Below are 12,477 nucleotides of genomic sequence, written 5' to 3'. Positions count from 1 at the left end.
CAAAGGAGCTGCCATGGATGCCGTTACACCGACCGTCGTCAACCTGATCGTCTTCGTGCTGGCGATCTACGTGGGCTACCACGTGGTGTGGACGGTGACGCCCGCGCTGCACACGCCGCTGATGGCCGTGACCAACGCCATCTCCGCCATCGTCATCGTGGGCGCGATGCTGGCTGCGGCGCTGACCGAGACGAATCTCGGCAAGACCATGGGCGTGCTGGCCGTAGCGCTGGCGGCGGTGAATGTCTTCGGCGGCTTCCTGGTGACGCGGCGCATGCTGGAGATGTTCCGCAAGAAGGAGAAGAAGGCCCCGGCCGCCGAAGGCGCCAAGCAACTGCCCCAGGAGGCCGCGCGATGAGCATGAACATCGTGACGCTGCTGTACCTGGTGGCCAGCGTCTGTTTCATCCAGGCCCTCAAGGGCCTCTCCCACCCCACCACGTCCATCCGCGGCAACGTCTTCGGCATGACGGGCATGGGCATCGCGGTGGTGACCACCGCGGCGCTGATCCTGAAGCTGGCCGAAGACCTCGGCACCGCCGGCGCTTCCTCTCTGGTGTGGGTGCTCGTTGGCCTGCTGGCAGGTGGCAGTGTGGGCACCTTCATGGCCCAGCGGGTGCAGATGACGAAGATGCCCGAGCTGGTGGCCTTCATGCACTCGATGATCGGCATGGCGGCGGTGTTCATCGCCGTCGCGGCGGTGGCCGAGCCCTGGGCCTTCGGCATCACGACCAGGGGCGGCGAGATCCCCATCGGCAACCGGCTGGAGCTTTTCCTGGGGGCCGCGATCGGCGCCATCACCTTCTCCGGGTCGGTGATCGCCTTCGGCAAGCTCTCGGGCAAGTACAAGTTCCGGCTGTTCAAGGGCGCGCCGGTGGTGTTCCCGGGGCAGCACATGCTCAACCTGGTGCTGGGCCTCTCGACCATCGCGCTGGGGCTGGTGTTCATGTTCACCGAGAGCTGGACGGCCTTCTTCGTGATGCTGGCGCTGTCCTTCATGCTGGGCGTGCTGATCATCATCCCCATCGGCGGCGCCGACATGCCGGTGGTGGTGTCGATGCTCAACAGCTACTCGGGCTGGGCCGCGGCCGGCATCGGCTTCAGCCTCAACAACTCGATGCTGATCATTGCCGGCTCGCTGGTGGGCTCCTCGGGCGCGATCCTGAGCTACATCATGTGCAAGGCCATGAACCGCTCGTTCTTCAACGTGATCCTGGGTGGCTTCGGCGGCGACACGGCCGCCGCGGCCCAGGGCGAACAGGAGCAGCGCAGCGTCAAGAGCGGCAGCGCCGACGACGCGGCCTTCATCCTGGGCAACGCGGAAACCGTGGTGATCGTCCCGGGCTACGGCCTGGCCGTGGCGCGCGCGCAGCACGCGGTCAAGGAGCTGGCGGAAAAGCTCACGCACAAGGGCATCACGGTGAAGTACGCCATCCACCCGGTGGCGGGCCGCATGCCCGGGCACATGAACGTGCTGCTCGCGGATGCCGAGGTGCCTTACGACCAGGTCTTCGAGATGGAGGACATCAACGGCGAGTTCGGCCAGGCCGACGTGGCCATCATCCTCGGAGCCAACGACGTGGTGAACCCGGCCGCGCTGCAAAAGGGCAGCCCCATCTACGGCATGCCGATCCTGGAGGCCTACAAGGCCAATACCGTGATCGTGAACAAGCGCTCGATGGCCGCCGGTTATGCCGGCCTGGACAACGAGCTGTTCTACATGGACAAGACCATGATGGTCTTCGGCGACGCCAAGAAGGTCGTGGAGGACATGGTCAAGGCCGTGGAGTGACCGGTAAGCAGTGCCGCTACAGCAGACGCAAATCCTTCTCCCCAGACGTACACCGGGCATCCCGGCACTTACCGCTTGACGGCGTCGACGCCGGTTCGCCCGCAAGCCGCAGGCAACCCAAGCAGTTCACATCAGCCACTTCAGCACAGGGAATTTCATGATGAACAAGGATATCTTCGTTGTCGGCGCGGCTCGTACCGCGATCGGCACATTTGGCGGCTCGCTCAAGGACGTGCCGCTGAGCCTACTGGCCACCACGGTCGTGCGTGAGGCCTTGCGGCGCAGCGGTGTCGAGCCAGACCGCGTGGGGCATGTCGCCATGGGCAACGTGATCCCGACCGAGCCGCGCGACGCCTACCTCTCCCGGGTGGCCGCTCTCGATGCTGGGCTTCCTCAGGAAGTGCCTGCCTTCAATGTCAACCGCCTGTGCGGCTCCGGCCTGCAAGCCATCGTGTCGGCGGCGCAGACCCTCCTGCTGGGCGATGCGCAGGTTGCCATCGGTGCTGGCGCGGAGTCGATGAGCCGGGGAGCGTATCTGTTGCCCGCCGCCCGCTGGGGCGCCCGCATGGGTGACACCCAGATCCAGGACTACATGCTGGGGGTGCTACAGGACCCCTTCCACAAGATTCACATGGGCATTACGGCCGAAAACGTTGCCGTGCGTGAAGGCATCTCACGCGAGGCTCAGGACACTCTGGCCGTGCAGAGCCATCAGCGGGCCGTTCAGGCGCTTGCAGAGGGGCGCTTCAAGGAGCAAATCGTTCCGGTGGAGATCGCCACGCGCAAGGGCACCGTGGTGTTCGACACTGACGAGCACGTGCGTGCCGACACGTCGCTCGAACAGCTGGCCAAGATGAAACCAGCTTTCGCCAAGGACGGCACGGTGACCGCCGGCAATGCCTCTGGGTTGAACGACGGCGCCGCCGCCGTGGTGCTCGCCACGGCGGACGCCGTGAAGTCTGCCGGTCTGCAGCCGATGGCACGACTGGTGGCCTATGCACATGCAGGTGTCGACCCCAAGCTGATGGGCCTGGGGCCCGTTCCGGCAACCCGTCTGGCGCTGGAGCGAGCAGGCTTGGCCCTCCAGGATATGGACGTTATCGAAGCCAACGAGGCCTTTGCAGCGCAGGCCTGTGCCGTGGCACAGGCCCTCGGCTTCGATCCGGCCAAGGTCAACCCAAACGGTTCGGGTATCTCGCTGGGTCACCCCATCGGAGCCACCGGGGCCATCATCACCATCAAGGCCCTTCATGAACTGCAACGCCGTGGCGGGCGCTACGCACTGGTGACGATGTGCATCGGTGGCGGCCAGGGCATTGCGGCCATTTTTGAAAGAGTCTGACATGCAGCAGCAGCCGTCTCTATTTGCCCAGAGGGCGACCCTTGAACTGCAATGAAGCAGCCACCGGTCCATGAATAGAGGCACGTTGCGCTTTTGCATCAATGCGCCGCCGGCCTCCTTGTGGACATGTCCCACACGCTGCACGCCGGAGTTGTAGAGCAGTTCACGAGGGTGGTCGGTAACCCGCCGGTACCGCGTGGCAAGAGAAGAGCCGATCATGCGCATGACAGACATGTGCTGGCACAACTGGCACACCACACCAGAAAATCCGTGGCAGATACCATGATTTCTTTGACCACAGCAGCTGATGAAGCCACCCGCCTGGCGGGAAACGGCCAAACGCGTGAGAAGGCGTCCGGGCCCAGCCATACTGACGAGGCCGTCACAAAGCGCATCGGGCATCCAGGGCGCCAGGTGCCCTTCGATCAAGGCATCCCGATGTCGGTCAGGATCCGAGAACGGATCCGGGCCGCGGGTAAGCGTTATCACGCCAATGACAACATTGCGGCGTTCATCGAACCTGGCGAGCTCGAGCAGTTGCTCGACGAAGTCCAGGAAAAGATGAGTGGTGTGCTTGAAAGCCTCGTCATCGATACCGAGAGCGATCACAACACCAGGGAGACGGCACGGCGGGTCGCCAAGATGTACGTGCACGAGATTTTCCGGGGCCGCTATGCCGCGCAACCGCCGGTCACCGAGTTCCCGAACGCGGAGGGGCTCAATGAATTGATGATCGTCGGGCCCATCACAGTGCGCAGCGCGTGCTCGCATCACCTGTGCCCGATCATCGGCAAGCTGTGGATCGGGCTGATGCCGAACCAGGACTCGAACCTGATTGGCCTGTCCAAGTATGTTCGACTTGCCGACTGGATCATGAGCCGGCCCCAGATCCAGGAGGAGGCCGTTACCCAGGTGGCCAACCTGCTACAGGAGAAGACCCGTCCAGACGGGCTGGCCATCGTCATGGAGGCGGATCATTTCTGCATGCACTGGCGTGGCGTGAAGGATATGGACTCCACCATGATCAACAGCGTCATGCGCGGCGCCTTTCTGACCGATCCGACATTGCGGCGTGAATTCCTGTCCCTGCTTGAAAAAAGACGTTGACCGAACAACCGATATGACCAGTTGGTGGCTCAAACCCAGAAAATGAGAGGGACCGTATCTCGCGCTGCAGGCGGCGCCTACCATAGAGCTGCGACCCAGGAACTCGGTAGCCGCTTCTAACGCGCTTCCCGGCCCATGACGTCAGCCGCGTGACCGTCCGTTGCCCAATCGATGCGCGACTGCAGCAGGAAGTCTGACAGCCGCTCCAGCAGCGAGCGACGCAGCGGCACCGCCGCTCGGTATCCTGCTGGGCGAGAGACCTCGAGCCAGGACAACTTGCTGCGCCGGCCAAAACTCTGAGACGGCAGGGACGGGGGCAGGGCGATCGAAGACATGAGGTTCTTCCGACACACGACGTCCTGTACGGCATCGCGTCATTAGTGGAAACCCATGATAGGGTTTCCACCTATCGAATGCAATGCCGTCCTGCCCGTGTTGTCGGACCGGTGCCTGAGGGCAGCGACTTCATCCCGTGGGCGCAATTACTTTTGCCTACACCTGACGGATGTCGCCACAAAACAAGTCCATGTTTCAGAAGGCGGGCGAACCCGATCCGAGACGCATGCGGCGTGGGCTGCAACGCTGCCAGGGAAGCGTTGACCGATGTCCTGAGGATGTAGGGACCGTTGCGGGCGGGCAGTGCATTCGGGGAGTGCGCAAGCAGCCGACTGCTCATCGCGTACGCCGGTCCCCCGCTCAGGCTTGTGCACGCTCCGCGATAGATGTAGGCCTACAGATAGCCCCACCCATTCGAAGACATGCAAGGAAAGGCTGGGCGTCGAGCAAAGCGGTCTGAACGCCTTGCCGGACCATGGGTGATGTCCTGGCGCCCAGCCAGGGCAAGCTGTGCACGACCCGCCATGGCTTAGGCCGCACGACGACTCGGTTGCGCGCTGGCATTGGCCCCGTGGCATAGGGTTTTTGCGTCCTCTTTCTCCTGGCGCGAGAGGACGATTGTGCGTTGACACCGACCGTGTGCGGTGTAGTTCCCGGTCTGCCCGGGCATCCCGGACACCGAGCACAACGACCGATGTGCGACCGCTGCAAGTCCGGCATAGCGACATCGCTGACGTGTGTCGCACGAGCAGCCGTCCGGAGTTGGAGTCACACCCCACAGCGGCCGGCTGCTTTCAGCCTGCAACTCGACAGGCATGGCGTCTGGTTGCTGCCGAGGCGCGCTTGCTGCCTACGACACCCACGCTTTCTCTGGCCGTCACTCGCGGATGCACCGATGTGGCAGCGATGCAGAACGGCGTGGAACGAGTTGATGTGAGCCGGCAGCCAACCATGAGCAAAACCAATGTGACGCCACAGGAATCTACTGATGACTATGGCTGTTGAATTGAACACAATCGACGTAAATGTCACGAAACGCCGGTGCGCCAGTTGACATGCGGAAGGGCCTGCCGAAATCGACTCCGGCAGGCGACATGACTCACAGCCTCCATGGAGCAGCGACATGGCCTCTCGGCGCCAGTGCCTTCAATTGGCATACAGGTACTGCGGCAGACGCCGCTGTGACTTCATCGAATCGATGCTGTCGAGAGTCGACATGCATGGAGCCGCGCACATGCGCAGGCTGGCACTGCGTTGAATTCCCTGCCTGTCGTGCCGTGTCTGATTGCCATGCCAGGCACCGCTGTGCAGGCCAGTGGATCTACTGCGGACGCGGCCGAACCAGGTCCTCTCTGATGCCCCAGGCATCGACAACGATCGACAAAAATTGATGGACAAGCCCGAGCTCCTAGCCCCTGTCACGCTCGAAGACAAGTACACCCTGCCCAGGGGCCGCGTCTACATGACCGGCACCCAGGCCCTGGTGCGGCTGCTGATGGCGCAAAAGGCCCGCGATGCCGCAGCCGGCCTGACCACCGCTGGCTTCGTCTCGGGCTATCGTGGCTCACCGCTGGGTGCGGTGGACCAGGAGCTGTGGAAGGCCAAGAAACACCTTGCCCAGCACGACATCAAGTTCGTCCCCGGCCTCAACGAGGAACTGGCTGCCACTGCCGTGTGGGGCACGCAGATGGTCAACCTCGACCCCAACGCCAAGGTCGATGGCGTGTTCTCGCTGTGGTACGGCAAGGGCCCCGGGGTGGACCGCAGCGGCGACGTCTTCAAGCACGGCAACATCGCCGGCTGCTCCCAACACGGCGGCGTGCTGCTCGTTGCGGGTGACGACCATTCCTGCAAGTCGTCGAGCCTGCCGCACCAGAGCGAGCACGCCTTCATCGCCGCCATGATCCCTGTGCTCAACCCGTCGGGCGTGCGCGAGTTCATCGAGTTCGGCCTGCACGGCTGGGCCATGTCGCGCTACTCGGGCTGCTGGGTGGGCTTCAAGTCCATCAGCGACACCATCGAGTCGTCCTCCTCCTTTGAGATCGATCCGATGGCCGTGGAGATCAAGGTGCCCGACACCTACCCGATCCCCAGCGACGGCTTCCACATCCGCTGGCCCGATCCGCCGCTGGAGCAGGAGAACCGGCTGCAGCGCGAGCGCCTCTATGCGCTGCTGGAGTACGTGCGCCTGAACCGGCTTAACCGCCAGGACTGGGCGGCGCCCAACGCGAAGCTGGGCATCGTCACCACCGGCAAGAGCTACCTCGACGTGCGCGAGGCGCTGGCCATGATGGGCATCGACGAAGGCAGCGCGCAGCGGCTTGGCATCCGGCTGCTCAAGATCGGCGTGTCCTGGCCGCTGGAGCCCGAGTGCATCCGCGAGTTCGCCGAAGGGCTGGACGAGATCCTGGTGGTCGAGGAGAAGCGCCAAATCATCGAGTACCAGCTCAAGGAGCAGCTCTACAACGCCCCGATCGCCTCGCGTCCCCGCGTGGTCGGCAAGTACGACGAGACGGGCGAATGGGTCAAGGTGCCGCACGACGGCATCCTGCTGTCGCCCAACGGCGAACTCACGCCGGCGGCAATCGCCAACGTGATCGCCGCGCGCATCGCCAAGGTATTCGGCAGCGACTCGCTGCCCGGGAAGGCGCGTGGCTACCTGGTTCCCTGTCTGGCTGCGGACGGATTTACCCGCCAGGAGCCAGGGTCGCAGCAGCGTCTGCCGTACTTCTGCTCGGGCTGTCCGCACAACACCAGTACCAAGGTGCCGGAAGGTTCGCGCGCCGTGGCCGGCATCGGCTGCCACTACATGGCGCAATGGATGGACCGCCGCACCGAGACCTTCACGCAGATGGGCGGCGAGGGCGTGAGCTGGATCGGCCAGGCGCCGTTCACCTCTACGCCCCACATCTTCGCCAACCTGGGTGATGGCACCTACATGCACTCGGGGTCGCTCGCGATCCGCGCGGCCAAGGCCGCGGGCGTGAACATCACCTACAAGATCCTGGTCAACGACGCAGTGGCCATGACCGGCGGCCAGCCGGTGGAAGGCTCGCCCACCGTGCCGCAGATCCTGCAGCAGCTCGCCGCCGAGGGCGTGGAGCACCTGCACCTCGTCTCTGACGAGCCCGAGCTCTACCAGCGCATGGGCGGACTGCCCGCGGGCGTGGCCGTCAGCCACCGCGACGGCATGGACGAGCTGCAGCGAGACTTGCGCGAGAAGCAGGGCGTCTCCGTGATCGTCTACGCCCAGACCTGCGCGGCCGAGAAGCGGCGCCGGCGCAAGAAGAAGCAGCTCGTCGATCCGCCCAAGCGTGTCGTGATCAACGAGGAGGTGTGCGAGGGCTGCGGCGACTGCGGCGTGCAGTCCAACTGCGTCTCCATCCTGCCGCTGGAAACCCCGCTGGGCCGCAAGCGTCAGATCGACCAGAGCTCTTGCAACAAGGACTACTCTTGCGTGAAGGGCTTCTGCCCGAGCTTCGTTACGGTCGAGGGCGGCGCGCTGCGCAAGCCTGCCAAGTCCAAGGCAACGCCGCCGGAGAACCTGCCGGCACCCGTGCTGCCCGCGCTCGAAGCGCCGTGCAACGTGGTGGTGACAGGCGTGGGCGGGACGGGCGTGGTGACCATCGGCGCGCTCATGGGCATGGCCGCGCACCTGGAAGGCAAGGGCGTGCTGGTGCTGGACATGGCAGGCCTGGCACAAAAAGGGGGTGCCGTGATGTCCCATGTGCGTCTGGCCGCCACGCCTGCCGGGCTGCATGCCGCGCGGGTCGCCGCGAAGCAGGCCGACGTGGTGCTGGGCTGCGACCTGATGGTGGGCGCAGGCAAGGATGCGATCAGCACCATGGATGCCACGCGCACGCGTGCCGTGATGAATACCGACGTGGCGCCCACCGGTGCCTTCACGCAGGATCCAGACTGGCAAACCTCGCCCGACGCGATGCTGCAGCGCGTGCGTGATGCAGCACAGTCGGTCGAAGCCCTCAACGCCACGGCGATGGCCACCGCGCTGATGGGCGACGCCGTGGCGACCAACGTGTTCGTTCTGGGCTATGCCTGGCAGAAGGGCTGGATTCCGCTGCAGGAGGCGTCCCTCATGCGTGCCATCGAGCTCAACGGCGCTGCGGTGCCGATGAACAAGGCAGCGTTCGCTTGGGGCAGGCAGGCTGCACTGGATTTGGGACTCGTGCAGCAGGCCGCCGGGCTGGACAGGCCCACCGCGGTGGTGACGATGCCCACGCGCACCCCCGGGCTGGAAGCACTGATCGAGGACCGCACGAGGCGCCTTGTCGCCTACCAGAGCGCAGCCTATGCCAGGCGCTATGAGAGCTTCGTGCGCCAGATCGCGGCGGCCGAGAAACAGCGCACCGGCACGGACCGCCTGGCGCGCGAGGTGGCGGTGAGCCTGTACAAGCTCATGGCGTACAAGGACGAGTACGAGGTAGCGCGGCTGTACGTCGAGACCGGGTTCTTCGATCGTGTCGCTTCCCAGTTCGAGGGGAATTACAAGCTGCGCTTTCACCTGGCACCGCCGCTGTTCTCCAAGCGGGATGCACAGGGCCACCTGATCAAGCAAGCCTATGGGCCGTGGATCGCTACCGCCTACAAGGTCCTTGCCAAGGCCAGGCGCCTGCGTGGCACGCCGCTGGACGTTTTCGGCTACACCGCCGAGCGCCGTGGCGAGCGCTCAGCCATCGGCAAGTTCGAGCTGCTGATGTGCCAGGTCGTCGGCATGCTCACGAAGGAACGCTTGCCTACGGCGCTGGCATTGGCTCGTCTGCCCCAAGGGGTTCGCGGCTATGGCCATGTGAAGGAGCACAACGCCGAGGCAGCCCACGCACAGCAGCGCAAGCTGCTGGCCGAGTTCTACGCCACTGTTCCGGCGCCCACATCGACCCCTGCGCAGGCAGCGCGCGCGGCTGCCTGACCGCCATGCGCATGACTTTTACAAGGATTTCCCATGACGCATCTTTCCACCCTTGGCCCAGGCGTCACGCAACCGTGTGAGGCACCGATGTGCAGCCTCGACGCCATCTTTGCCAACAACCGGGCCTGGGCGCGCCAGTGCGTGCAGGCCGACCCGGACTTCTTCACGCGGCTGGCTCGCCAGCAAACACCACGCTACCTGTGGATCGGCTGTTCTGACAGCCGGGTACCGGCCAACGAAATCGTGGGTCTTGCACCCGGCGAGGTTTTCGTGCATCGCAACATTGCCAACGTGGTGGTGCATTCGGACCTGAACTGCCTATCGGTACTGCAGTACGCGGTGGAAACCCTCAAGGTCGAACACGTCATGGTGGTAGGCCATTACGGTTGCGGTGGCGTGCAGGCTGTGGCCGAGAAGCGCTCCGCGGGCTTGGCCGACAACTGGCTGCGCCATATCGAGGACGTCGCCTTCAAGCACGAGTTGCGCCTGGGAGCAGCGTTGGATGACGAAACACGCAGCAAGCGCTTGGTCGAGCTCAACGTCATCGAGCAAGTGGCCAACGTGTGCCGCACCACCATCTTGCGCCGGGCTTGGTACCGCGGTCAGCGCATTGAGGTCCACGGCCTCGTCTATGGCTTGGCCGACGGGCTGCTGCGTCGCGTGGGTGTCAGCGTTGGCAGTGGACAAGCATGGGACGAGTGCTATCACGCATCACTGCAGAGCCTGGGCTGAAAGGGGCAAGGCACCAGGCCGCTTCAGAAGTTGTGCTGCACCCCTACGTCAAATCCGTTGCGGTCTGCCGTAGCATCGCGGTCCCGCGCGATGTTCAGGTAGACGAAGGTGCGCTTGGAGAAGTTGTAGTTGTAGCCTAGTGCCATCTTGCGGCTGATCGGGAGGCTGGCGCTGGTGTTTCTCAGGTCACCGTAAACGACCTTCAGGCGTCCCCCACCGACGGGCATGTGAGCACCCACAACCCAGCTGCGGCGCTCCTCCTGGGTGTTCGTCTCACCCTGACCGTAGCCGGCGGACAGCGTCACCGGACCGAGCACCGCGCGCATTGCAGCGAAGTGCCAAACGTCATGCACGCCGCCCGGGTTCTCGTAGCTGTAGCCCAGGAAAAGCGGTCCTGCTTGGTACCAGGCGCTGGCACCCACGGGATGCTCGGCGGTTAGCGGCCCTGGCAGGGTAGCCGAGTTCGGATTCGTGTCGCGTGCCCATTGCGCCACGAAACTCAAAGGTCCGGACTCGACCTTGTAGCTGATGGCGCCATCGTTGCGTACCGTGCCGATATTGCCATTGCCAAACGCAACCATTGACGAGACGCCGGTGTGGATGAACGGGTCGGGTGCCATCTGCACCTCGACGTAGCCAGCGATGTAGTCGCGCCCCATCGTTACGGTACCCCAGGGGCCCTTCAACCCGAGAATCGACTGTCCTTGGAAGAACCGTGCCGTGGTCAGCTCGCCAGTGTCAGACTTGAAGCGATTCTCCAGCCAGTAGAACGCGCTCAGGCCGTTGCCCAGGTTCTCCGAGCCCCGCAGTCCGAAGCGGCTTTGTGCGCCTTCGCCAAGCCCCTTGTCGCCCCTGGCCGTCTTCGTGCCGATCTTGTTGACATAGCCGGAATCGATCTTTCCGAACAGGACCACGGACGATTGCGCGGACGCCAGGCCCGCGCCTGCGGCCAACATGACAGCGGACAGGACGTGTTTGATACACATGTAACTCCCCGAAAAAATGAAGGTCTTCTCACCGGATGACGCCGGCGATGCTGAGCAGCCGCGGCATTGCGGATGGGACCGCAGTGCAGTTCATAGGCGAATGGCAACGGCGTAGGCGCATGTGGCCTCAATGCCCGGCCCAAGAACAGCGGGCACTGTGAAGCCGGTTGGCCGTCAGCGGCCGCGAGCGCGCGTCACTCGGGCTGGATGCCCGCGTCGCGGACGATCTGGCCCCACGAGGCGCTTTCGTCAGCTTGAAACTTCGCGAATCGGCCGGGCGGCAAGAAAAAAGGAACGGTGCCCAGCTTGGCATAGGCAGCCGTAGCCTCGGCGCTGCGGGAGGCCTTTTCCAGGAGCTCGCCAAGTCGTCGCACCACGTCGGCCGGTGCCTTCGCTGGCAGATACGCCCCCAGCCAGAAACTGATGTCCATGCGCTTGACGCCAGCTTCTTCGAAGGTCGGCAGGTCTGGAGCGAACGGGCTGCGCGCCGTATCGGTCACACCGATGGCCACCAGCTTGCCTGAACGCACGTGTGGCATCCCGGACAGGTCCGTGAATGCCATGTCGACCTGGCCGCTGATCAGATCCGGCATCGCCGCGTTGCCGCTGCGGTACGGTATGCCGACGATGTCCAGACCGGCCGACTTGCGCAACACCTCTGCCGGCAGTCGGCTGGTGATGCTCGTGTAGGCAAATGTGTACTTACCCGGCTGTTTCCGCAGCAGTTCAATGAAATCGCTGATGCGGCGCACCGGCAGCTTTTCCGGGTTGACGTACAGGATCATCGGGCCCTTGGCAACGGTATTGACCGGCGTGAAGTCCGCCACCGGGTCGTAGCTCAGTTTCTTGAATACATGCGGGTTGCCGGTGAAGGCAACGTTGCCCGTGACCAGGATCGTGTACCCGTCCGCGGACGCTTTCGCTACGGTCTGCGCTGCCAGCATCGAGCTGGCCCCAGGCTTGTTCTCCACGATTGCCTGGACACCTGAGGTCCTGGCAACCTCGGCGGCCAGTGCGCGCACCAACACATCAGGTGCTGCACCTGCAGTGAAGGGCGTGACGAACGTCAGCATCCGGTCAGGGTAGCCCGCAGCTGCCACGGACGTCGAGAGCGCTGCAGATGCCAGCCCTGCAACAAGCAGGGCCACGGGACGCAACTTTCTAAACATTTTCATTGTTGTTTTCTCAACTTTGTGGCGCTTTTATGATGAAAGCGTGTGGGAAAGGTCGAACTCGTGAAAACCCTCATGGCGATA

The 12,477-nt window shown here is 64.0% G+C and carries 8 protein-coding genes; 6 read left to right on the top strand and 2 right to left on the bottom strand.

What is annotated here, in order from left to right:
• Nucleotides 1–13: 13 nt before the first annotated feature.
• From SM757_RS00755 to can, 6 genes are all read left to right on the top strand, one after another.
• The gene (locus SM757_RS00755; RefSeq protein WP_322464181.1) at nt 14–358 is read left to right on the top strand and encodes an NAD(P) transhydrogenase subunit alpha; all 345 of its coding nucleotides are present in this window, start codon (nt 14–16) and stop codon (nt 356–358) included.
• On the top strand, nt 355–1,791 hold the full coding sequence (locus tag SM757_RS00750) for an NAD(P)(+) transhydrogenase (Re/Si-specific) subunit beta (RefSeq protein ID WP_322464180.1): 1,437 nt from the start codon (nt 355–357) through the stop codon (nt 1,789–1,791). The genes SM757_RS00755 and SM757_RS00750 overlap by 4 nt, the downstream gene beginning before the upstream one ends.
• A 157-nt stretch (nt 1,792–1,948) precedes the next feature.
• Complete coding sequence (locus SM757_RS00745) at nt 1,949–3,133, top strand: acetyl-CoA C-acyltransferase family protein (protein WP_322464179.1); 1,185 nt, start codon at nt 1,949–1,951, stop codon at nt 3,131–3,133.
• Between the two features lie 438 nt (nt 3,134–3,571).
• Nucleotides 3,572–4,240, top strand: coding sequence for a GTP cyclohydrolase I (gene folE / locus SM757_RS00740; protein WP_322464205.1), 669 nt, complete (start codon nt 3,572–3,574; stop codon nt 4,238–4,240).
• Nucleotides 4,241–5,966: 1,726 nt separating this feature from the next.
• Nucleotides 5,967–9,503, top strand: coding sequence for an indolepyruvate ferredoxin oxidoreductase family protein (locus SM757_RS00735; RefSeq protein ID WP_322464178.1), 3,537 nt, complete (start codon nt 5,967–5,969; stop codon nt 9,501–9,503).
• Between the two features lie 87 nt (nt 9,504–9,590).
• Nucleotides 9,591–10,235 (top strand): carbonate dehydratase, encoded by a 645-nt coding sequence (can, locus tag SM757_RS00730; RefSeq protein WP_029000760.1) that lies wholly within the window; start codon nt 9,591–9,593, stop codon nt 10,233–10,235.
• A gap of 23 nt (nt 10,236–10,258) precedes the next feature.
• Here can and SM757_RS00725 read toward each other — a convergent pair whose 3' ends face one another.
• Both SM757_RS00725 and SM757_RS00720 read right to left on the bottom strand, forming a co-directional pair.
• The gene (locus SM757_RS00725; protein WP_084151030.1) at nt 10,259–11,221 is read right to left on the bottom strand and encodes a porin; all 963 of its coding nucleotides are present in this window, start codon (nt 11,219–11,221) and stop codon (nt 10,259–10,261) included.
• A 194-nt stretch (nt 11,222–11,415) separates the two neighbouring features.
• Nucleotides 11,416–12,369: a Bug family tripartite tricarboxylate transporter substrate binding protein gene (locus tag SM757_RS00720; protein ID WP_169517114.1), complete on the bottom strand. Its 954-nt coding sequence runs from the start codon at nt 12,367–12,369 to the stop codon at nt 11,416–11,418.
• Nucleotides 12,370–12,477 lie beyond the last annotated feature (108 nt).

This window comes from Azohydromonas lata, assembly GCF_034427735.1.
Lineage (GTDB): Bacteria > Pseudomonadota > Gammaproteobacteria > Burkholderiales > Burkholderiaceae_C > Azohydromonas > Azohydromonas lata.
The sequence above is the reverse complement of the archived record's forward strand: the minus strand, read 5'-3'. Positions and strand labels throughout refer to the sequence as shown.

Excerpts from the sequence above, each read along its gene's own strand:
- SM757_RS00745 (WP_322464179.1), top strand. The coding sequence starts at position 1,949 with ATGATGAACAAGGATATCTTCGTTGTCGGCGCGGCTCGTACCGCGATC.
- SM757_RS00750 (WP_322464180.1), top strand. The coding sequence starts at position 355 with ATGAGCATGAACATCGTGACGCTGCTGTACCTGGTGGCCAGCGTCTGT.
- can (WP_029000760.1), top strand. The coding sequence starts at position 9,591 with ATGTGCAGCCTCGACGCCATCTTTGCCAACAACCGGGCCTGGGCGCGC.
- SM757_RS00755 (WP_322464181.1), top strand. The coding sequence starts at position 14 with ATGGATGCCGTTACACCGACCGTCGTCAACCTGATCGTCTTCGTGCTG.
- SM757_RS00735 (WP_322464178.1), top strand. The coding sequence starts at position 5,967 with ATGGACAAGCCCGAGCTCCTAGCCCCTGTCACGCTCGAAGACAAGTAC.
- SM757_RS00725 (WP_084151030.1), bottom strand. The coding sequence starts at position 11,221 with ATGTGTATCAAACACGTCCTGTCCGCTGTCATGTTGGCCGCAGGCGCG.
- folE (WP_322464205.1), top strand. The coding sequence starts at position 3,572 with ATGTCGGTCAGGATCCGAGAACGGATCCGGGCCGCGGGTAAGCGTTAT.